Source organism: Cruoricaptor ignavus (assembly GCF_014961145.1).
GTDB lineage: Bacteria > Bacteroidota > Bacteroidia > Flavobacteriales > Weeksellaceae > Cruoricaptor > Cruoricaptor ignavus.
Window position 1 is genome coordinate 566,730 of the sequence record NZ_CP063145.1, and the last position, 20,914, is coordinate 587,643.

Genomic DNA, 20,914 nt, shown 5'->3' on the forward strand with positions numbered 1-20,914 from the left:
AACCATGTGAAATAATTAAATTTTTGTAAAAATATGAAAAAAACCATCATCAGTATCTGCATGTTGGGAATTCTTTCTGTGCCGCAAGTTCAGTTGGCAAAAGCACAGACAACCACCTATCAGCAATCAGGCCAGTTAGTTCCCGTTGGAACAGTCATCGAGAAGCTAGGCAAGGCAAACAATTTAAAATTCTTCTACTCAAAATCTGATGTCGCTGATTTAAAAGTAGATGAAAACAAAATCAACTACCGTGCAGTGCAGGAAACATTGGAGTTTTTAGAGGGAAATTATCCACTGCAGTTTGAAAATAGAAACAATACAATCATCGTAAAAAGGTCTGCTGCAAGGCAGGGTGAGCCTGTTGCATTTTCTCAGCTTGAAAGCGAAGCGAGAACTGCAAACAGAAATGCTTCTGCACAGGATACTGTAAAACAAAGCGGTAAAGAGCGTGCGCTGGAAGAAGTTGTAATCACAGCTCTCGGTATCTCCAAGGAGAAAAAAACGCTAGCATATTCCACTCAGAACCTGAAGGAAGAGGATTTTACCAGAGTAAAGCAGGATAATATCGCCAAATCTTTATCGGGAAAGGTGGCAGGTCTTCAGATTACGGAAGGATCTGCAGGAGTGGGCAGCAATGCGAGAATTTTGATCAGGGGTAACCGCTCTATTTCTGGAAACAACCAGCCGCTCATCGTGGTGGACGGCGTTGCGATCAGCAATTCTTCTGTAAATCTTTTGGAAGACGGTAATGAGGTAGCTACCAACAGAGTAAATGGACAGAATGCTTTCGCAGACGGTATTTCCACAATTAACCCTGATGATATAGAATCCGTAAATGTACTGAAAGGTGCCAATGCAGCCGCGCTTTACGGTAGCAGGGCGGCAAACGGTGTGATTGTCATTACAACTAAAAAAGGAAAGGGAAGAAAAGGCCTCGGCGTTTCTTATTCGAATTCTACCACCTGGAATTTCCCTGTAATTCTTACAAAATTCCAAAATATTTACGGGCAGGGCTATGGAGGAAAGTATGATAAAAATGCTATATCTAGCTGGGGGCCTGTAATGGACGGCCAGCTAGTGGATGCCTGGTCGAACAACCCAAACTATACCGGGGAAAAAACTTATCAGTATCTGCCGCAGCCAAATAATGTGAAAGACTTTTTTAAAACGGGTGTAAGTTTTTCAAATTTTGTAGCGGCTAACCTGGTAGGCGATAAAGTAAACGGGTATTTCTCCTATAAAAACGAGGATGTAAGAGGCATCGTGGAGCAAAATAATATGAAGCGCCACTTTGTAAATCTTAAAACAGAATTCAAAATCAGCCCGAAAATTAATGCGGATGTAAAATTATCAGGGGTAATGAGTGACATTCAGCACAAGCCTTTCACAGGAGAATCCACATTCAATGCTTGGAGGCAGATCAGCCGAATTCCGCGTAACATTCCTCTTTCTCAAGCTAAAGATTATCAATATACTACGCCAGACGGCTTTATCAGGCAGCATTACTGGACGCCTGGTGGCGGTGGCGGAGGAAACCTCGGCCAAAATCCTTATTGGGTGATACACAATGTAAATGTAACCGAAAAACAAAACCGACTATACGGCTATGCAAAGATCAATTATAAAATTTTGGATAATCTGAATTTGATGCTCCGCTCGGCACTGGATAAGTCCTTTACATCATCCGAAACTTCCCTTAACAATGATACCTACATAAGAGCGACAAACGGAAATTACATCACTTCAGATTACGAAAAATTAGAAACCAACTACGATTTCCTGCTTACCTATAATAACGGTTTTGATGCGTTCAAATACACCTTGAATATAGGAGGAAATCTCCTTCAGCAGGATAATTCTTTAAAATCCTTCAATAACACTTCCCTGCTGAAAGAAAATTTCTTCAATCACGCCAATGCAAGTTTCCTCTATCAGGTGAATAATACACCATTCAAAAGGGAAATTCAGTCTTTGTATGCCATGGCAGATTTTGAAATCTTCAATTACCTTTTCCTGAACGGAACGCTGCGAAACGACTGGTCTTCTACAATGCCGACATCTGAAAGGTCGTACTTGTATCCGTCTGTCGGTGGTTCAGTTCTACTGGATAAATTGTTTTCAATGGAATCTGGAATAGTTGATATTTTAAAACTGCGTGCCAACTGGGCTACAGTAGGGAATGATGCCAAACCATACCTGATTAATCAAACCTACACCTTTGCTGCAGGCGGTAATAACGGTTATGTAACTATTGATAACATTAAGCCTATCGAAAATCTGAAGCCCGAAAAAACAAACTCGGTTGAAGTAGGTATCGAAACATCCTTCTTCCGCAGAAGACTGAGCTTGGATGCCAGCTACTACAATTCTAAAAGCCGGAATCAGCTGCTATTGGTGAATCTTCCTGCGGCATCACTTTACTCATCGGAATATATCAATGCCGGCGAGGTTGAGAATAAAGGTGTGGATGTTGCGCTCAATGTAGTGCCTGTAAAGACTTCCGATTTTAAATGGGATATCAGTTTTAATTTCAATAAAAACAAAAGCAAGGTCATTGAAATTTCTGAAAACCTGAATAAATATACCATAGCATCAGACTATCTTGTAGATAATGTTCTGATGGTAGGCAAACCTTTCGGTGAGTTATATGTAAGAGGTTTTGAAAGAGACGCCAACGGTAACATTATCGTACTGAACAACGGTCTTCCGAAACTTACATCTTCAAAGAATGTTTATGCAGGTAATTTCAATCCAAAATGGACAGGTGGCCTAAGTTCCAACCTCAGCTTTAAAAACATTAATCTGTACTTCTTGGTTGATTTCAAACAAGGCGGAACGGTGGTATCATTTACTAATGCAATGCTAAATTATGCCGGTGTAACAGAGGAAACCCTGAACGGAAGGGATGGCTTCGTTATAGGTGGCGTGACAGCGAATGGCAGCCCGAACGAGACAAAAATTACGGCAGAACAATACTGGACAAACATCGGGGGAAGAAGCAACCCGGTGGGAGAGGCGTTTGTTTCCGATGCATCTACAATCAGGATGCGAGAGATCAGCCTCGGTTATGATTTCCCGAAGAGGATGTTTGAGGGGACTCCTGTTCAGAACCTTAAACTCTCGCTGAGCGGCCGAAATTTATTCTTCTTCCAGAACAAGGCTAAGAATTTTGATCCGGAACTTGCACCAAGCACCGGTAACGCGCAGGGTATTGAATCCTTCGCGCTGCCGAATACCAGAAGCTATGGTGTTAATCTTAATGTAACATTCTAAAAATTTGAAAACATGAAAAAAATACTTTCTACCGCAATTATTTTATCCGTAATAAGCTGCACCGGTGATTTTGATGAAATCAACAGGGACGAAACGAAAATTACTATTGTAGATAAATCTACAGTTGGGCAGCTGTATGCTTCCTCTCAGTTTAATGGACTGATACTGAACCGATTTAGATATCAAACTTCGCAAAGTTTGTTTGGCGATTTCTACAGTCAGTATTTTGCGAACTTTTCTCAAAGCTTTGCATCAGACCGCTATACCATGCCTGGAGGTTGGCTTAATAACACCTGGAATTTTTTCTATCAGAAAGGTGCTCCGCAGATTTACGAGGTTTTGAATAAATCGAAAGAGCTGGAACTGAGTGAAGAATACGCTTTAGCTTTAGTTTGGAAAGTTACGATGTTTCACAGAATGACGGATTACTTCGGGCCAATTCCATACTCTTCCATAGGCACACCTGGAAAATCTTTCGAATACGACAGTCAGAAGGATATTTATTCACAGTTTTTTAAGGAGCTCGATGAAGCCATCGTTATTTTGAAAAATTCCAGTCAGGCTACTGTATTTGGTGCAAACGATCAAATCTATTCGGGAAATGTGAAAAAATGGCTAAAATATGCCAATACATTAAAGCTGAGACTGGCAATGCGCATATCCGATGTGAGTCCTGCCGAAGCACGGAAATTTGCTGAACAGGCTGTTGCAGATGGCGTGTTTACGGATGTGGCCGATGAAGCTTGGTTTAAAGCTACGGCAAGCTCTAATAACCCGATTGGTTGGACATCGCAATGGGATGAGTACCGTATGAGTGCAACAATGGAGAGTGTGTTAGTTGGGTACAATGACCCAAGGCTTCCAATATATTTTCAGCCTGCACAAAATGGCGAATACCATGGCGTACGCAACGGTGTTAATAACACTCAGATGAATAAGTACAACAAAAACAGCGTCTCAAGAATCGGCACATTTTTCTACGGTGAGCCGGGTAAATTGCAGAAATTTATCGTAATGCCTGCAGCTGAGGCTTATTTCCTAAGAGCCGAAGGTGCACTGCTTGGCTGGAATATGAACGGCACCGCCAAAGACCTCTACGAAGAAGGCATAAAGAAATCCCTACAGCAATGGGGAATTACTGGTGCAGCAGCAAATACCTATGTAAATTCCACCGCCACTCCGAAAGCACTGAACGACCAGTTTAATAGTCCGGCAGTGTCATCTGTACCAGTGAAGTTTTCAAATGATCTTGAGGAGCAGAAACATCAGGTAGCAATGCAAAAATGGCTTGCCTTGTTCCCGAATGGCTGGGAAGCCTGGAGCAGTCTGAGAAAAAGCGATTACCCTAAGATTTATGATGTCATCAATTCTGACAACGCGGATATTCCAACAACATCAAAAATCAAGAGACTACAATTCCCAGGCACTGAGTACACCTTGAATCCAGATGGTGTGAAGACGGGCATCAACGCGCTTAATGGAAAGGATTCCGGTGCCACAAGACTGTGGTGGGATGTAAAATAACAGATTGTGAGAAGAGTTACTTTTGTAATATTAATCTTCATATTTTTCTCAGCTTCTTGCTTTGCGCAGGAGTTGACTGTGATGAGTTTTAATATTCGATACAGCAACAACCACGACGGAATCAACGGATGGAAGTTTAGAAAGCAATGGATAGCTGATTTCGTAGATTTTCAAGACACCGATATTGTAGGTTTTCAGGAAGTAATGGATGATATGTATCCCGAGCTGCAATCTTTAATGCCGGGATACTCTTCCATCCATATGCCGAGCGATACGGGCAAACCAAATGGAGAATATGAAGCGGTGTCAATCTTCTACAAAAAGGAAAATCTGAAATTGCTGGACAGCGGAACATTCTGGCTTTCTGAAACGCCCGAAAAGCCGAGCAAGGGCTGGGATGCGATTTATAACAGAATCTGCACTTGGGGGAAATTTCAGCACAGCAATAGCGGAAAAACATTCTATCTCTTTAACACTCATCTGTCCCATGTTGGTGAAAATGCTAGGAGGAATGCTTCGCAAGTTATCTTGGATAAAATCAAAAATATAGCAAAAGGGCAGCCTGTGGTACTTTGCGGAGATTTCAATACTAAGCCGGATTCGCCGACTTACAATTACATAACTTCAGCATTGATTGACTCAAGAAAAATTTCAAAGAAGGTATATGCGCCCAATTATACAGGAACACCTTTCGAATGGCCAGTAAAAGACAATAACATCATTGATTACATATTTGTGAATGATAAATTGGAAGTTGCAAAATTTGCAGCCTATGCCGAACAGAGACTACATACTAAAATTTCGGATCATTTGCCTTTATTAGTTAATCTAAAAATCAAGTAAAATGTTTAAAAAATTTTTTCTTCTAGTACTTCACATTTTAATCTTCCAGGTTTACGCTCAGAAACCAATTTCGCTGTCCAAATTTCCGGACGATAAAGTGATGGTGGTAAGCCACAGAGCTGACTGGAGAAACGCACCTGAAAATTCCATTTGGGCTATTAGAAAAGCTATTGAAAAAGGTGTTGATATGGTGGAAATCGATTTAGCATTGACAAAAGACTCCGTCTTAATTTTGTTGCACGACAAGACTATCGACCGAACTACAACTGGAAAAGGTAAGCCGTCTGATTATACGCTCGCCGAAATCAAAGAATTCTATCTGAGAGATGGCCTTGGCGTGAAAACGCAAATGAAAGTGCCAACTTTGGAAGAGGCACTTGATGAGACTCAGGGCAAGGTGCTTGTTAATCTTGATAAGGCTTTTGACTACATTGATTTGGTATATCCCATATTGAAAAAGAGGAAAATGCTGGATGAAGTTTTAATTAAAGGCACAGAGACTTACAAAGATTTTGATAGAAAATACGGCCATCTAAAGAACGAAATCCATTTTATGCCAATAATAAGACTGGAAATAAAAGAAGGCTGGGGGAAAATAGATGAGTACCTCTCAAATTATAAAGTCTACGGCTTTGAATTCACCGTAGGTGAAACTGAAGAAAATCTAATCGACTTTGGCAAACTAAGGAAAAGGGGTGTAAAAGTTTGGGTAAATTCACTTTGGCCGCACCATAATGCAGGACATAATGATGATTTGGCTCTCGCAAACCTGAATGTTTACGATTGGTTTCTTAAAAATAAAATTAATATAATTCAAACGGACAGACCTTTGGAACTGATAAAATTTCTGAAAGCAAGGAATAAAAAATATTAAGCATTCATCATTTTCTTTATATATTTCGGAAAGCCCTTTAAAGCTAATGCTTTTTGGGGCTTTTTTTACTTTTGTTCCTAATGTCTTGCTCTTCTTCCCGTGGTCTTTAAGTAATTAATCAGATTATGTGGATAGTTAGTTTCAATCACAGTAAAGCCCTGATTTATCAACCATTGCCAGCCGTAGGCACCACCCTTTTCTATACTTATGAAGTCATCGTGCCCAGCAGTATGGTGAGCCCAGGTAGCAGCGACAAACAGCTTGGTTCCATCTGCCTTAAGCTTTGGAATGTAGGAATAAGATTTATCCTCTAATGTTTTGATTCTGAACTGATACATTAACGGTTTCAGTTTTTTTCGGTATTCACTTATATAATTGTCCAAATCTTTTATGCCATCTTCCACTACAGGACAATAAATAATCTTTTTCAAATCTTCACCAAAAATATTGTATGCTTTGCTGTAAGGCATATCCAATACAAATATCGCCTGGCCCAGCGCCTGATGTTTCTTCAAAAGTGCAAGTATCGCCTGAAGTTTATATTCTACTGTTTTATCAGAATTTGCCTGCCCGGCTTTGTCGAGATATAGATAAATTCTACCTTTTGCCGCCAGAATATATTCTTCCAGTGTTGGTACTGTTTCATTAGTCAATATGCCTTGTCCGTTTTTTAATCTAAGCGTTTTTATTTCAGCTAGAGTTTTTTCCGCTATCTTACCAGTGCCATTGGTAGTTCTGTCCAGTGTTTTGTCGTGCATAATAACCAGCTGATCGTCTTTGGTAAGCCACACATCTGTTTCCATAATATCCACTCCCAAAGTGATGGCATTTTCAAGCGCCTTTAGCGAATTTTCCGGCGCAAAAATCCAATCACCTCTGTGTGCAGTTACAAACACATAATCGTCGTTATCCCGAATATCAACGGATTGCGACTTCAAACTAAAAAAAGCTAACAGAAAAAAGAACAGAAAAATCTTGCTTATTTTCATAAATTTTAAGAATTTAATAAAACTAAATGTACGGGCTACCCGTCGTAAATTTAAGAAAAATGAACCAGATTCAATTGGGAAACAGAAAATATCCAAAATATTAATTAGCACCTATATTAGCACCTGAAAATAAAAAAAACCTGTAAATCAATGACTTACAGGAATATCGGCGGAGAGAGAGGGATTCGAACCCCCGGAGGTGTTACCCTCAACGGTTTTCAAGACCGCCGCAATCGACCACTCTGCCATCTCTCCAAAACCTTCCGGTTTTTGGTGGTGCAAATATAAGGTGCTTTTGTATTTTGAGCAAATTATTTTAGCAAAATTCTTTTAAAGCCTTTGTTTTCAGGATAAAAAATTAGCTTTTCATTAAATGGGAACCCACAAAAACAGCTGCGAGCCCCACGAATACACTCAAAAGTACATAGGCAACAAGCACAAAGCTGTTGCCGCTTTGCCATAATGAATAATTTTCTGCAGAAAAAGTAGAAAATGTGGTAAAGCCGCCACAAAAACCTGCAATCATAAAGAACTTCAGCTGGCTGTCAGTTTTAAAAAAATACGCAGAGAATAATCCGATGAGGAAACAACCAATTATATTCACTACAAAAGTGCCCACCGGAAAACTGCTGATATTCCACAGTTTCTGGGTATGTTTTGAAATGAGGAAGCGCAGGACGCTCCCCAGTCCGCCACCAAGAAATATGTAGAGAATTTGTTTCAATTTTAGCTCAAGTTCTTCCGAGATAAACCCTTCGGCAGGCCCAAGATGACACTCTCTGATGTTTAGAGGTTAAAGTTTTAAATTGTAAATTAAAAATTTACCATTCACCATAATTAGTCCTTCACTCCTACTGCAATTCTGCCAGATATTTTTCCGCATCCATGGCTGCCATACAGCCTGTGCCAGCCGCCGTTATTGCCTGCCGGTAATGCTGATCCTGAACATCTCCTGCCGCAAAAACGCCCGGAACATTAGTAACCGTAGTGCCAGGATTTGTAAGGATGTAGCCGTTTTCATCCAGATTTATCTGCCCTGCAAAAACTTCCGTATTCGGTTTGTGGCCTATCGCAATAAAAATTCCGTCCACATTCTGCGTGGAAATTTCCTGCGTTAAGTTATTGATAATCAACGCCCTTTCCACAAGATTATTCTCACCTTCAATGCCAATCAGCTCGTGGTTAAATTTCACTTCGATGTTCGGCGTGCTCATCACTTTATTCGCCATAAATTTGGACGCGCGAAACTCATCCCTGCGCACAAGCATCGTAACTTTCGACGCAAGGTTTGCCAGGTAGGTGGCCTCTTCAGCCGCCGTATCACCGGCACCCACCACTATCACCTCACGGCCTTTGTAGAAAAATCCATCGCAGGTTGCACACGCCGAAACACCGCCGCCAGAATATTTTTTCTCGTCCTCTAGCCCAAGATATTTCGCCGTAGCGCCGGTTGCAATTATCACCGTTTTTGCCAGAATTTCCTTCGTGCCGGCATAAAGTTTATGCACGCCACCATCTTTCGAAAATTCCACTTTGGTGATGAGCTCGTAATGAATTTTCGTGTCAAATCTTTCCGCCTGTTTCTGCAAATCCAGCATCATCTGTGGCCCGGTAATTCCATCAGGGTAGCCCGGGAAGTTCTCCACATCGCTTGTTGTGGTCAGTTGGCCGCCAGGCTCTAAACCTGTGTAAAGTTCCGGCTTCAAATCGGCTCTTGCAGCGTAGATTGCCGCCGTAAAACCTGCAGGCCCGGAACCTACAATCACACAGTTTAAAATATTATCGCTAATTTCCATATTCTCAAAAATTTCGTTTAATTATTGTCGATTATTTAATTTGGTCATACAGCAACCTTCACTTTGTCCACATTCAAAATTTTGTAAACCATTTCCACCAGAAGTTCTTCGTGCGGCGTTTGCTGTACGCCCAAGCCTTTGCTTTTCAAGTCATATTCCCGCAAAATGGAAATCACCCGCGTTGCCAATTTGAACGGATAAAAATTGGCGGCTTGCGCAAAATCTTTTACGAAATAAGGATTTACGCCCATTTCTGCAGCCACGGTTTTAGAATCCACGCCCTTCCTCGTTTGGTAAATGATGATGTTGGAAAAAAAGTTGTACAGATTGCCCAGCATCATCGGAAACGGACTGCTTTTCGGGTTCTTCGCAATGTAGTGCGCAATTTTCATCGCCCTTGCTGAATCCCTTTGTCCAAGCGCTTTCTGCAGTTCAAACACATTGAATTCCTTGCTGATTCCGATGTGCTTTTCCACCATTTTAGCATCCAGAATTTCGCCATCCTTCATCAGCATTTTCACCTTAGAAAGTTCGTTGGAAATTCTTGATAAATCGCTGCCCAGATATTCGGCGAGCATTAGCGAAATATTCGGCGCCATCTTGATTTGCAGCCGTGCCGCTTCCTCGCTAATCCATTGCGGTACTTGATAATCCTTTACTGCAGGGCTTTCGAACAGAAATCCTGCCGATTTTAAAACTTTGGCAAGCCTCGTATTTCCGGCCAATTTTTTGTGTTTGTGAGCGAAAGCGAGAACGCTGGTGGGCACAGGGTTTTGCGCGAAATTCTCGAGAATCTTTTTTTCCTCATCGCTGAATTTCAAATCCTGGGCTTCCTTCACGATAATCATATTCGTATCGCCAAACATCGGGAATTGCTGTGCCTGTGCCACAATTTCCGCAATGTTCGTGTCTTTTCCGTACACAACCGTCAGCCCGAAATCGCGCTCTTCTTCCGGCAAAATTTGCTCCAAAGCATCGGTAACTTGGTCGATGAAAAAAGGCTCTTCGCCGTGCAGAAAATACAGCGGCAGAAGTTTTTTATTTTTAATATTTTTGAGCAGTATTTCTAAATCCTTCATTGTTTGGAAATCCCAAGGCTAAATTTTCCGGATACTTATGATTTTAAAATCCGTAAGTACAAAGATAAATTTTTTATTTATGATGTGTGCCGAAAGATCTGGCTGCTGCTTACGCCTGAGGAATGGGTGCGCCAGCATTGGATTCAGTACTTCATTACCGGCAGGGGCTATGCAACATCGGCGTTTTTAATAGAAAAAAAACTGACAATCAATACCTTGACGAAAAGAAGCGATATCATCCTCACAGAAAAGGCCAAACCTGTAATTCTAATCGAGTGCAAAGCTCCGCACATAAGGCTATCTGAGAAGACCCTTGACCAAACGGCACGCTACAACTCTGAAATCGGCTGCCGGATGATTGTCCTCAGCAATGGCCAATCCCACATTTTTGCAGAAAAAAAGGAAAATGGCTATCAATTTTTACCGAATCCATTTTTTTGATATAATAAATTTATGCATCAGCGCTAAAAAAATTGCTGAAGAAAAAGCACCATATTGTAAATGACTCGTAGTGCATTATAAAATAGGTTGCTCAAGTGACTAAAAATTAGTATATTGTATTGACTACCAATCAAATACAATTATGAGCAACCTTGAGGCAAGTTACAACTTAATTTTAAATAATTTAAGAGACATTTCCGAAACTGAAGATTTTTATTTTAAACCTATAAAACCAAAACTATCTGATATAGAGTTGATTGGTTTGATTATTTTGGCTGAATTTAAGTCCATTGATTCTGAACATCAACTTTTTAGAGAAATAAAAGGTTTTGAAATTGAACCAAAAATTGAAAGAAGTGTTTATAACAGAAGGAAGCGAAAACTATTCCCTTTTATCGAAGAAATAAGAATGAAAATGGTGGATAAATTGAATGAATCTGAAAATTACTTTGTAGTAGACAGCATGCCCTTGGAAGTATGTAAAATATCTCGTTCCTCCAGAAGCAGGATTTGCAAGGATGTAGATTATGCTTATCCCAACAAAGGATTTTGTGCTTCGCAGAACCTGCATTTCTATGGGTATAAACTACATGCTGTCTGTTCCATTTCTGGGGTTTTTCAGAGTTTTGATATTTCTCCCGCATCCGTTCACGACATCCACTACTTGCAAGATATAAAACTCCAAATGTCTGACTGTGTGTTGCTTGGGGACAAAGGCTATTTGTCTCAAACCATCCAGTTAGACTTATTCAATGAGGTAAATATAGAATTAGAAACTCCTAAAAGGAAAAATCAAAAAGACTACAAGCCACAGTTTTATCAGTTCAAAAAATATCGGAAAAGAATCGAAACGTTATTTTCCCAACTTTGTGACCAATTTATGATTAGAAGGAACTATGCCAAAACTTTTCAAGGTTTTAAAACCAGAATTTTGGCTAAAATTGCAACACTAACAACTATTCAATATCTGAATAAATTTCTTTTCGGCAGAAATATAAACAACCTAAAAATAAATCTCGCGTGATAATGCACTACGGGTTGTAAATGATTTTTTTATATTTGCTGTAAATTAAAAACTCATAGATTTATGAAAAAATTATTCATCTTCTCAGCTCTAGCTGCGAGTGCAACTGCATTTTCACAATATGCTGAAAAGCGTTCCCAATTTGGTATCACAGCCGGAGTACACGGCTCGCACATCCACGGCATCCACCAGGATTCCGAAGCGCGTGTAGCGCCATCTGTAGGTGTTTTTTTCGAGGCGCCTATCAGCCAGAGATCTACTTCGGAGCTCAGCCGTAGCGGCGGTTTGTTCTTTGCTCCTCAAGTGGAATATTCTATGCAGGGTGAATACAATAAATATCCTGGCGGCAAGCAAAAATTCTTCGCAGATTTCATAAATCTGCCTATTCTTTTGAAATATTATTTCGGTGCAAAAGCGAACAGCGGCTTAAATTCCAGCTGGTTTCTAACCGTAGGGCCTAAAGTAGGCTTCATCGTGAACCAGAAAGTCTCAGGAGACAGCATTAATGACCCAACAACCGGCATCAATTATATCGATCTCCATTTTAATGACAACGATGAGTTTAATAAGTTTGATTTCGGCGTAGTGGGCGGCTTAGGCTACGCGTTCGATAACCACTGGCAGCTGATGCTCCGCTACGATCATGGCTTTACAAAAATGTATGACAACACCCCGCACGATAAAACCACTTATAACTATAAACTTGGTTTGAGTGTTAATTATGGTTTCTAATCCCATAAAACTTTTTTAAAACAGGCTGCCGATTGGCAGCCTGTTTTGTTTAAAATTTAAGGAAGATTTTTAATGTTTTTCATTAGTCCGGAAAATTTAGCCCTCTTCACGGGAGACTTTCTGAAAATCTCGGCATAAACTTCCTCGGTAAGCTCCTTCCAATCCTCCTTCCGCATTGTTGTAAGTTTTTCATTCGGGTAGAATTTCGGCTGACTGTGCGGTTGGGAAAACCGATTCCAGGGGCAAACATCTTGGCAAATATCGCAGCCGAACATCCAGTCTTCCATCTTATCCTGAAAAAAAAACGGTATCTGATCTTTAAGTTCGATGGTCGCATAGGAGATACACTTACTGCCGTCCACCACTTTTTCCGAAACAATGGCGCCCGTAGGGCAGGCATCAATGCAGCGACGGCAATTGCCACAATGGTCAGTTGTCGGCGGGTCCTGTTCCAGTTCCAGATCGCAGATGATTTCCGCGAGAAAGTAAAACGAGCCGTGCTTTTTAGTGATGAGATTCGAATTTTTTCCTACCCAGCCAATGCCACCCCGCTTCGCCCAGGCACGCTCCAAAACCGGCGCAGAATCCGTAAAAATTCTGAAATGGAAATCCCCGATCTCCTCCAGCAAATGCTCACACATCTCCCGAAGGATGGCTTTTATTACCTCGTGATAATCCTCGCCATAGGCATACTTTGCAATTTTGTAATTCCCTTCCTCCGGCAAAATTTCTTCCGGAAAATAATTGTAAGATAATGAGATCACGGACCTGGCACCTTCCACCAGCAGCCTTGGATCCAGCCGCTTATCAAAATAATTCTCCATATATCGCATCTCCCCGTGCATGCCCTCGCGCAGCCACCTCTCCAGGCGCGGTGCCTCATCTTCCAGAAATTCTGCCCGGGAAATACCGCAACTCTGGAAGCCGAAACGCCGAGCAGCAGATTTGATTATTTGAGAAAAATATTGTGTTTTCGCGTGCATTGGCTTTGCAAAACTAATATTTTGATTATATTTGGAAGTGTAAATAATGCTATTATGGATCTGAAAGAACTTTTGAGTGGTGACAATTATCACCTGATAGATGTGCGCGAGCCGATGGAGCTCGATGTGGACGGCTCCGTGGAGGGCGCAACAAACATTCCGCTAGACGAGATTGAGGTGCGCAAACAGGAAATCGAGAATCTGGCGGGCCCGAAGATTTTCTTCTGCAAAAGCGGGCAGCGCAGCCAGAAGGCGGCAGATTACTTCAAAGAGCAAGGTCTGACGGAAGTGTACAACGGGGGCGGGTATGAAGATGTGAAAGCCGCGCTGGAGGCGAGATAACCTTAAAAAATATTACAGAAATCATCGGAGTCTCCGGTGATTTTTTTGTTTAAATTTGCCCACCGAAAGCTGATTATTTTGTCTTTAAAAATATTAAACCTTACCAAAAAATACGGCAGCCAGACTGCGCTGAATGCCATCAGTCTGGAAATTGGCGCTAACGAGATCGTAGGATTGCTGGGACCGAACGGTGCAGGAAAATCCACCCTGATGAAATCTATTACCGGAGCGCTGACTCCGGATGACGGCGAGTTAATTTTTAATGGGAAAAATATTGCAGAATTTCCCCTGGAAACCAAGGCGAAAATGGGATTTCTCCCCGAGAATAATCCGCTGTACAATGATATGTTCGTAAGGGAGTACCTGGATTTCGTGGCAGATGTGCGGAAGGTTTCAAGAAAAAGAATAGATGAGGTAATAGCGCTTACCGGGATCACGCCGGAAAAATCGAAAAAAACGGGACAGCTTTCCAAGGGCTATAGGCAGCGGGTGGGCTTGGCGGCGAGCATACTGCACGAGCCGGAACTCCTGATCCTGGACGAGCCTACCAACGGGCTGGATCCCAACCAGATCCTGGAGATACGGGAGGTGATCCGCAATGTGGGCAGCGGGAAATCCGTGATACTCTCCACACACATTATGCAGGAGGTGGAGGCGTTGTGCACACGCGTAATCCTCATAAACAAAGGCAGCATTGTGCAGGATTGTGCCGTGCAGGATTTCAAGGGAAGGTTCCGCTCGCTGGAGGAAGCCTTTGCGGAATATACGATGGGAGGATATTCATAAGTCTCTCCTTAAAAATAAACGCGGCACAGAGGTACTGCGCCGCGTTTTTATTTGAACTAAAAAATTATATTTCGTACTCTTCCTTTATTTTGATGGGCTCATAGTCTTCCACCATTGCTTCTTCATAGTTTATCTTGTCGTGCTTACTGAAGCGGTTTTCCAGCTTAACAATGATGTAGTACACCACCGGCACTATGACGAGGGTAAGGAAGAGAGAGGAGAGCAACCCGCCAATAATTACAATCGCGAGGCCTTTGTTGGTCTCCGCCGCACCACCGGTAGCCGTTGCAATGGGTATCATCCCGAACACCATGGCGATGGTAGTCATAAGGATTGGCCGTAGCCGGGCGTGGTTCGCCTGTACGAGTGCAGTTTCAATATCTTCGCCGGCTTCCATACGGTGGTTTACGAAATCTACAAGAAGGATCGCGTTTTTCGCCACGAGACCGATGAGCATAATGATACCGAGGATGGTGAAAATATTAAGTGACTCGTTGGTGAGCGCCAGCGCCCAGAGTGCCCCGATGAAGGAGAGCGGGATGGAGAAGAGTACGATGAAGGGTTTTACGAAATCATCATACAGCACCACCATAATCATATAAACGAGCATAATAGCCGCCAGTAGCGCGTAGCCGAGCGTCCCGAAGCCTTCGCTCTGATTTTCCATATTGCCTCCCCAGCGCCATTCCACGCCGGATGGCTTCTGCACCGCGGATAGCTTTTCTTCCCATTCGGAGGCCAGCGTACCGGTAGTTTTACCCACGACTTGTGACTGTACGGTAACGGATGGCGCGCGGTCGTAGCGCTCCAGGAGCGTAGGTCCGGAGCCATAGGAAACATCGGCAAACTGGGAAAGGAAAACCTTCTGCCCCATGGGGTTAATGAAGGAGAGGTTCCGGATATCGTCTATGGTGGAGCGGTTGCCCTCATCCATAATGATATTTATGTCGTACTCAGTACTGCCGGTGCGGAATTTATTATCCGTATTTCCTGCGAAGGCGGTGCGCATAGTTTGCCCTACGGTAGCTATATTCAGCCCCAGCATAGACATTTTGTCTCTGTCAATGCTTACTTCAACCTCCGGGTTTCCTTCTTCCACAGTGGTTTTCACCTCGGTAGATCCATCGATGGACTGCAGGATTTTCATAGCTGTTTCGGCATATTCCATCGCATCCTTGGTAGTAGGGCCGGTAATTGTCATCTGCAGGGGAGCTTCTTCCGCTCCCATAAAACCAATGGGTATCACGCTGATTTTCGGACCGATGAGTATCTTCTCCAGCTCTCGTTTCAGTTTTGCGCCGTATACTTTTGTAGGCTCGTTATTCCGTTCCGTTTTATCCGTGAGGAATACGCTTATCTCCGATTTGTATGCGGTGGATTGAGATGCCCCGAAGCCCGTACTGGACTGCCCCACCATCGTGATCTGCCGCACTACCTCCGGCCTTTTCGCCAGGTATTGCTCCGCGCGGCGGGTCATAAAGTTGGTCTCTTCGATGGAGGCATCTTTGGGCATTTCCAGCTGCAGGAGGAACTGGCTTCTGTCGTTACCCGGAAAGAAGTCTGAACCGATGTACCCTAAGGCAGGAAGGGCTAAGGAGCTGATGAATAGTACTGTAACAACGGCAAAGGTGGCAATTTTATGGTGAAGGCTCCACTTCAGGATGTTTTCCATTTTTAAGGTAAACCACTTCAGCCCGTCCTCGAATTTGTAAATTATCTTACCAAAAATATTGTTTCTGCTGATGTGCTCCAGCTTACCGAATCTGGAGAAAAGCCACGGCACTACTGAGAAAGACACGATGAGGGAAAGCAGTGTCGCGATAACCACGGTGACGCAGAATTGCTTTATAATGTTCGAAACCATACCCGTGGAGAGCGCAATGGGGAGGAACACCACTACAATCACCATCGTGATGGCAACTACGGTAAAGCCAATTTCCGAGGCGCCGTCATAAGCGGCACGCACTTTATTTTTCCCCATCTCCATATGGCGGTGGATGTTTTCAATCACGACTATCGCGTCATCCACCAGGATCCCCACCACCAGGGAGAGGCCGAGCAAGCTCATCAGGTTTAATGAATAGCCGAAAAGCAGCATCCCGATAAATGTGGCGATGAGAGACGCCGGGATTGCCACCATCACTATCAGCGCATTGCGGAGGCTGTGCAGGAAGAAAAGCATCACGAAAGCTACAAGCGCGATGGCTATCATAAGGTCTTTCAACACATGGTCTGCAGCCTCCAGCGTAAATTCCGAAGTGTCGTTGGCTACCGTAAGCTGCACATTTTGAGCTTTGTACTGATTCTGGATCTGTACAATTTTTTCTTTCACCAGCCGGCTTACCTCTACGGCGTTGGCATCCGTCTGCTTCTGCACCTGCAGCAGCAGCGTATTCTGCTGGTCTATTCTCGCCAGTTTTTCCGTTTTCTTCTGGGTATCTTCCACCTCCCCTATGTCGGAAAGACGGATTACCTGCCCATTTACAGAGGAGATGACGAGGTGCCTCAGTTCATCCACGGTGGCAAGCTTTCCCGAAAGCCTAATGATAGTGGAGGTTTGGCGGGACTGTAGGTTCCCCGTCGGGAAATCCAAATTGGATGCGGCGATCATCTGCTGTACCTGCGGCACGGTGAGGCCGTATCCTTCCAGCTTCTCACGATCGAGGTTCACCCGTATTTCCCGCTCCTGCCCACCGATAATATTCACCTGCGCCACGCCCGATATCCGCGAAAGCTCCGGCTGGATGCGCTGATCCACAAGGTCATAGAGCTCTGCCTCGGTAAGGTTAGCAGTGATTCCCATCGTGATGATTGGAAGATCGGATAGGGAAAATTTGCTGAGTGAAGGCTCTTCCGCATCCTCTGGGAGATCTGAACGAATGGCGTTTATCTTCCTCTGAGCGTCATTCAGCGCATAATCCACATCCACATCATCCGTGAACTGAATCATCACCACCGAAAGGCTCTCATACGATTTACTCTGAATTTTTTTAATGCCCTCCAACGAGGCTATCGCATCTTCCACCTTCCGCGTCACGGTATTTTCCACCTCGGATGGTGCAGCGCCGGGGTAAATTGTAGCAATGGTAACTACCTTTACCTCAAATTTCGGAATGAGCTCGTAATTCAGCCTGGTATAGCTGAAAAGGCCGCCGATAAGCATCAGCGCGAGCACTACGATGACTATGCTTGGTCTTTTTATCGATATTTCTGCTAATTTCATTTTTCCTGTTTTCTGGATTACTTCAGCACTTGCACTTTTGTTTTGTCCTGAAGGTTTATCTGGCCGCTGGTCACCACTACATCGCCGGCAGAGAGGCCGCCGGCAACCTCTACCCTATCGCCTAGGTTGGCTCCTATCTGTACTTTTTTCAGGTACGCCACATTATCTTTTACAATGAACACCTGCCCGTCGCTCACGCTGCCTACGAAGGCACTCCTCGGTACGGTGAGCGCATCCGATGCGCCGGAGCGGTTGAAGTACGCGGTACCGTACATGCCGGCTTTTAGCGTGTTTCCGGAGTTGTTTACCGCGATTTCCACGGGGAACTGAAGCGCCCCGGAGGCAGTAGGCGCAATGAAGCTGATGCGGCCTTCCATCTCGGAATCCAGAACATCTGGTTTTATTTTCACGATATCCCCATTGTGCAGGTGGCTCACCACGGACTGATCTACATCTACCTTAAGCTTTACCACGGAGATATCCACTATTTCCACAAGTGGAGTGCCGGCTCCTACCACGCTGCCTACTTCAACAAACTTCTGGTTTACGATGCCGCTGACTTTGGAGATAATGTTGGTATCGCCGGAAGTTAGGTTTGCAGACTGCATCTGGGCTTTGGCATTTTTCACGGCAAGCCTTGCCTGATCCAGCTGCAGGGCCGTAACCCCACCTGTCTTGTATGCCATTTCGTAGCGGTTCAGCGCAGCCTGGGCATTGTCCAGATTGGCTTTTGCATTGCTCACATTCACATTGATTTTCTCTCCCCCGAGCCTGCCGATGCTCTGCCCTGCCCTTACATAGCTGCCTTCGCGTACATAGAGCGCAACCAGCTGCCCGCCGATTTCCGGGGAGATATTCGCCTGTTTATTGGGCTTGAAGGTACCGTTGGCGGAGAATTCCCTGCTTAGGCTTTCGCGTTTTACAACTTCTGTGCGCACGGCTACATTGCTGTTTTTCTGTGCCACTACGGCTACATTTGCCTCGTTTTTTTCCTTATTTTTCTGAAGGATGAAGTAGATTCCTGCGCCGATAGCCAGCAGGATGAGGATGGTAATTATTGTATTCTTTTTCATGATTTTATTGGGTTAAAGTCCGGAGTCTGCCCTGAGATTTTAAAAGCTCTACCTCTGCCATTTTGTACTCGAGCAGGGCATTGGTGTAGTTGTTCTTCGCTTCTGCCAGATCGCTTTCGGCATCTACGATATCGTTCATCGTGGCAAGGCCGTACTGATAGTTGCTGCGGGTGTTGTTCATCACATCCTCTGCCAGCTTTACATTGCCTTGTTGGATCTCAATTTGTGTCATATTATTCTGCAGTTTGGTAATTGCGTTTTGATATTGCATATCCAGTCCCATCTTGGTGTCCTTCAAATCCAGCTGGGCCTTTTCAATATCGATTTGGTTTTGCTCAATTCTTGATTTTACGGAAAACCCGCGGAAGATGGGGATATTGATATTGAGCCCTATCTGGGAAAAATCGTTCCAGTAAACCCCGTCCTTCTCGCCGTGCCACCAGGGGAATTTGGCACCCTGCCCCAACCAGCCGTAGTTTGCTGTAAGAGCCACCACCGGGTAGTATTCTGATTCTGAGGCTCTCTTTTGCCATTGCAGCAGCTCTATCTGCTTTTTTGCCAGTTTTATTTCCGATCTTTCATCGTACTGGGTTTGCTCTCCCGGGAGGTATTTTGGTTCAAAGGTATCCTGCGGCAGGCGAATGGGCTGGGCGATATCCATCCCCATGTAGAATTTCAGGGCATTTTCTGCGAGTTGGGTTGCATTTTCCAGCGTTTTTACCGTGGAAGCGATGTTGTTTTCCGCCACTACGATCCGGTCATAATCGATCTTGCGTGCCAGCCCGGCATCCAGCAAACCTTTGATGACTTTGGAGGTCTGCTGCGTGAGGGAGAGGTTCTCCTGCATATTCTTCATCATCTGGTCGGTTTTGTACACCTGATAGTAGGCGTTTGCCACACGCTCTATGAGGTTTTCATCCGTAAGCTGGGCATTCAGCTGGTAAAATTCCCTAGTGGATCTTGCGGCTTTCAGCCCCGTGAAGACCTGCTCGTTGAAAATCAGCTGCTGCATCTGCGCCACATTGGTGGAGTTCCACTTCGTGCCAAAAGTTACCGGCACCTTCTGCCCCGGCATACCGGCAAGCTCGCCTGGCAGCAGCGACTGCTGCAGCAGGGGATTGTAGTTGGTTGCGCTATTCACCGAGATCTGTGGGAATACATTCCCCCGGATTTCGCGGATTTTAGCCTCCGCTCTTTCGATATCCTTGCGGGCTTTCAGCGCGTCTGCCTTGTTTTCCAAGGCATAATTGACGGCATCCTGCAGCGTGAGCAGCCGCGCCTCCTGGGCGTGCATCAGGCCTGCGGTAAGCAAGGTTGTTAATATTATTTTTTTCATAAATTTTGGGTGTATTTTTTCACAATATGTCTACCGGCATCCGTAGTAATGGCGTTCAGGTAAAAGTCAATCACTTTAAAATTAAAACCGTAGCGCGACGCGAAGGTATCGCATTGATCAGGATTGAAATCATAGGAAATAAACAGACGAAAAACGAAATCTGCATATACTTCTTCATCAAAATCCTCCCTGTACAAGCCCATTTCCCTGCCTTTTTTCACATTTTCAACGGTAAATTTTATGAATTGATCTGAAAAATTGGCAATATATTTTTCAAAAATGGAAGGATAATATTTTATGAGCTGGCGCACGAAAACTGATTTGTTGCTCTCTACCTGCTGCTGGAAGTTTTCGTGCTTGTAGAAATATACTTCTAAAGGGTTCTCAACTCTTTGATTGATTTCATGCATTTCTTTCAAGCCTTCATCAAGTTTATAAGCTATCACATCCTCCAGCAGGGCTTCCTTATTTTTATATTTTTGGTAAAGCGTGCGCTTGGATATGCCCATTTCCTTGGCTATATCGCCCATCGTAACGGTTTTTGCGCCGTTTTCTGCAAAAAGGTTTAGCACTTTATCTAGAAATTCCTTCTCCAT

18 protein-coding genes and 1 tRNA gene are annotated in these 20,914 nt (G+C 43.8%); 9 read left to right on the forward strand and 10 right to left on the reverse strand.

What is annotated here, in order from left to right; genetic code table 11:
- Nucleotides 1-33: 33 nt before the first annotated feature.
- The 4 genes from IMZ16_RS02630 to IMZ16_RS02645 all read left to right on the forward strand — a co-directional run bounded on the left by IMZ16_RS02630 (nucleotide 34) and on the right by IMZ16_RS02645 (nucleotide 6,514).
- On the forward strand, nucleotides 34-3,273 hold the full coding sequence (locus IMZ16_RS02630; protein ID WP_193440373.1) for a SusC/RagA family TonB-linked outer membrane protein: 3,240 nt from the start codon (nucleotides 34-36) through the stop codon (nucleotides 3,271-3,273).
- Between the two features lie 12 nt (nucleotides 3,274-3,285).
- Nucleotides 3,286-4,797, forward strand: coding sequence for a SusD/RagB family nutrient-binding outer membrane lipoprotein (locus IMZ16_RS02635; protein ID WP_193440374.1), 1,512 nt, complete (start codon nucleotides 3,286-3,288; stop codon nucleotides 4,795-4,797).
- Between the two features lie 81 nt (nucleotides 4,798-4,878).
- The gene (locus tag IMZ16_RS02640) at nucleotides 4,879-5,640 is read left to right on the forward strand and encodes an endonuclease/exonuclease/phosphatase family protein (protein WP_193440375.1); all 762 of its coding nucleotides are present in this window, start codon (nucleotides 4,879-4,881) and stop codon (nucleotides 5,638-5,640) included.
- A 1-nt stretch (nucleotide 5,641) separates the two neighbouring features.
- Nucleotides 5,642-6,514 (forward strand): glycerophosphodiester phosphodiesterase family protein, encoded by an 873-nt coding sequence (locus IMZ16_RS02645; protein ID WP_227411547.1) that lies wholly within the window; start codon nucleotides 5,642-5,644, stop codon nucleotides 6,512-6,514.
- Between the two features lie 77 nt (nucleotides 6,515-6,591).
- Here the strand turns inward: IMZ16_RS02645 and IMZ16_RS02650 are convergent, their stop codons facing one another.
- The 5 genes from IMZ16_RS02650 to holA form a co-directional block, all read right to left on the reverse strand.
- Nucleotides 6,592-7,503 (reverse strand): glycerophosphodiester phosphodiesterase family protein, encoded by a 912-nt coding sequence (locus IMZ16_RS02650; protein WP_193440376.1) that lies wholly within the window; start codon nucleotides 7,501-7,503, stop codon nucleotides 6,592-6,594.
- 170 nt (nucleotides 7,504-7,673) lie between these two features.
- Nucleotides 7,674-7,758 (reverse strand) — tRNA-Ser (locus tag IMZ16_RS02655).
- 103 nt (nucleotides 7,759-7,861) lie between these two features.
- Nucleotides 7,862-8,227 (reverse strand): fluoride efflux transporter CrcB, encoded by a 366-nt coding sequence (crcB, locus tag IMZ16_RS02660; protein WP_073180361.1) that lies wholly within the window; start codon nucleotides 8,225-8,227, stop codon nucleotides 7,862-7,864.
- 127 nt (nucleotides 8,228-8,354) lie between these two features.
- Entirely contained in the window at nucleotides 8,355-9,299 is a 945-nt protein-coding gene (gene trxB, locus IMZ16_RS02665) for a thioredoxin-disulfide reductase (RefSeq protein WP_193440377.1), read from the reverse strand.
- Between the two features lie 44 nt (nucleotides 9,300-9,343).
- Nucleotides 9,344-10,378 carry a DNA polymerase III subunit delta gene (gene holA, locus IMZ16_RS02670; protein WP_193440378.1) on the reverse strand — a complete coding sequence of 345 codons (1,035 nt, stop codon included), beginning with the start codon at nucleotides 10,376-10,378 and terminating at the stop codon, nucleotides 9,344-9,346.
- A gap of 3 nt (nucleotides 10,379-10,381) precedes the next feature.
- Between holA and IMZ16_RS02675 the strand changes: the two genes are divergently transcribed.
- The 3 genes from IMZ16_RS02675 to IMZ16_RS02685 all read left to right on the forward strand — a co-directional run bounded on the left by IMZ16_RS02675 (nucleotide 10,382) and on the right by IMZ16_RS02685 (nucleotide 12,575).
- Nucleotides 10,382-10,819, forward strand: coding sequence for a type I restriction enzyme HsdR N-terminal domain-containing protein (locus IMZ16_RS02675; protein WP_193440379.1), 438 nt, complete (start codon nucleotides 10,382-10,384; stop codon nucleotides 10,817-10,819).
- 142 nt (nucleotides 10,820-10,961) lie between these two features.
- The gene (locus IMZ16_RS02680) at nucleotides 10,962-11,843 is read left to right on the forward strand and encodes an IS982 family transposase (protein WP_193440380.1); all 882 of its coding nucleotides are present in this window, start codon (nucleotides 10,962-10,964) and stop codon (nucleotides 11,841-11,843) included.
- Nucleotides 11,844-11,906: 63 nt separating this feature from the next.
- Entirely contained in the window at nucleotides 11,907-12,575 is a 669-nt protein-coding gene (locus IMZ16_RS02685) for a porin family protein (protein WP_193440381.1), read from the forward strand.
- Between the two features lie 56 nt (nucleotides 12,576-12,631).
- On the opposite strand, the gene queG is transcribed toward IMZ16_RS02685, so the two are convergent.
- Nucleotides 12,632-13,558 carry a tRNA epoxyqueuosine(34) reductase QueG gene (gene queG / locus IMZ16_RS02690; protein ID WP_193440382.1) on the reverse strand — a complete coding sequence of 309 codons (927 nt, stop codon included), beginning with the start codon at nucleotides 13,556-13,558 and terminating at the stop codon, nucleotides 12,632-12,634.
- 54 nt (nucleotides 13,559-13,612) lie between these two features.
- On the opposite strand from queG, the gene IMZ16_RS02695 reads away from it, so the two are divergent.
- Together IMZ16_RS02695 and IMZ16_RS02700 are read left to right on the forward strand one after the other, a co-directional pair.
- Nucleotides 13,613-13,900, forward strand: a complete 288-nt coding sequence (locus IMZ16_RS02695) for a rhodanese-like domain-containing protein (protein ID WP_073180373.1) — start codon at nucleotides 13,613-13,615, stop codon at nucleotides 13,898-13,900.
- A gap of 78 nt (nucleotides 13,901-13,978) precedes the next feature.
- Nucleotides 13,979-14,686, forward strand: coding sequence for an ABC transporter ATP-binding protein (locus IMZ16_RS02700; protein ID WP_193440776.1), 708 nt, complete (start codon nucleotides 13,979-13,981; stop codon nucleotides 14,684-14,686).
- Nucleotides 14,687-14,750: 64 nt separating this feature from the next.
- Here IMZ16_RS02700 and IMZ16_RS02705 read toward each other — a convergent pair whose 3' ends face one another.
- The 4 genes from IMZ16_RS02705 to IMZ16_RS02720 are packed head-to-tail and all read right to left on the reverse strand — an operon-like array spanning nucleotide 14,751 to nucleotide 20,914.
- Nucleotides 14,751-17,909 (reverse strand): efflux RND transporter permease subunit, encoded by a 3,159-nt coding sequence (locus IMZ16_RS02705; protein ID WP_193440383.1) that lies wholly within the window; start codon nucleotides 17,907-17,909, stop codon nucleotides 14,751-14,753.
- A gap of 17 nt (nucleotides 17,910-17,926) precedes the next feature.
- Nucleotides 17,927-18,982, reverse strand: a complete 1,056-nt coding sequence (locus IMZ16_RS02710; protein ID WP_193440384.1) for an efflux RND transporter periplasmic adaptor subunit — start codon at nucleotides 18,980-18,982, stop codon at nucleotides 17,927-17,929.
- 4 nt (nucleotides 18,983-18,986) lie between these two features.
- The gene (locus tag IMZ16_RS02715) at nucleotides 18,987-20,318 is read right to left on the reverse strand and encodes a TolC family protein (protein WP_193440385.1); all 1,332 of its coding nucleotides are present in this window, start codon (nucleotides 20,316-20,318) and stop codon (nucleotides 18,987-18,989) included.
- A complete protein-coding gene (locus IMZ16_RS02720) occupies nucleotides 20,315-20,914 on the reverse strand; it encodes a TetR/AcrR family transcriptional regulator (RefSeq protein WP_193440386.1) in 600 nt (199 codons plus the stop codon). The genes IMZ16_RS02715 and IMZ16_RS02720 overlap by 4 nt, the downstream gene beginning before the upstream one ends.

Coding starts and splice junctions, on each gene's coding strand:
- IMZ16_RS02630 (WP_193440373.1), top strand. CDS start 34: ATGAAAAAAACCATCATCAGTATCTGCATGTTGGGAATTCTTTCTGTG.
- IMZ16_RS02635 (WP_193440374.1), top strand. CDS start 3,286: ATGAAAAAAATACTTTCTACCGCAATTATTTTATCCGTAATAAGCTGC.
- IMZ16_RS02640 (WP_193440375.1), top strand. CDS start 4,879: ATGAGTTTTAATATTCGATACAGCAACAACCACGACGGAATCAACGGA.
- IMZ16_RS02645 (WP_227411547.1), top strand. CDS start 5,642: ATGTTTAAAAAATTTTTTCTTCTAGTACTTCACATTTTAATCTTCCAG.
- IMZ16_RS02650 (WP_193440376.1), bottom strand. CDS start 7,503: ATGAAAATAAGCAAGATTTTTCTGTTCTTTTTTCTGTTAGCTTTTTTT.
- trxB (WP_193440377.1), bottom strand. CDS start 9,299: ATGGAAATTAGCGATAATATTTTAAACTGTGTGATTGTAGGTTCCGGG.
- holA (WP_193440378.1), bottom strand. CDS start 10,378: ATGAAGGATTTAGAAATACTGCTCAAAAATATTAAAAATAAAAAACTT.
- IMZ16_RS02680 (WP_193440380.1), top strand. CDS start 10,962: ATGAGCAACCTTGAGGCAAGTTACAACTTAATTTTAAATAATTTAAGA.
- IMZ16_RS02685 (WP_193440381.1), top strand. CDS start 11,907: ATGAAAAAATTATTCATCTTCTCAGCTCTAGCTGCGAGTGCAACTGCA.
- queG (WP_193440382.1), bottom strand. CDS start 13,558: ATGCACGCGAAAACACAATATTTTTCTCAAATAATCAAATCTGCTGCT.
- IMZ16_RS02695 (WP_073180373.1), top strand. CDS start 13,613: ATGGATCTGAAAGAACTTTTGAGTGGTGACAATTATCACCTGATAGAT.
- IMZ16_RS02705 (WP_193440383.1), bottom strand. CDS start 17,909: ATGAAATTAGCAGAAATATCGATAAAAAGACCAAGCATAGTCATCGTA.
- IMZ16_RS02710 (WP_193440384.1), bottom strand. CDS start 18,982: ATGAAAAAGAATACAATAATTACCATCCTCATCCTGCTGGCTATCGGC.
- IMZ16_RS02715 (WP_193440385.1), bottom strand. CDS start 20,318: ATGAAAAAAATAATATTAACAACCTTGCTTACCGCAGGCCTGATGCAC.
- IMZ16_RS02720 (WP_193440386.1), bottom strand. CDS start 20,914: ATGGAGAAGGAATTTCTAGATAAAGTGCTAAACCTTTTTGCAGAAAAC.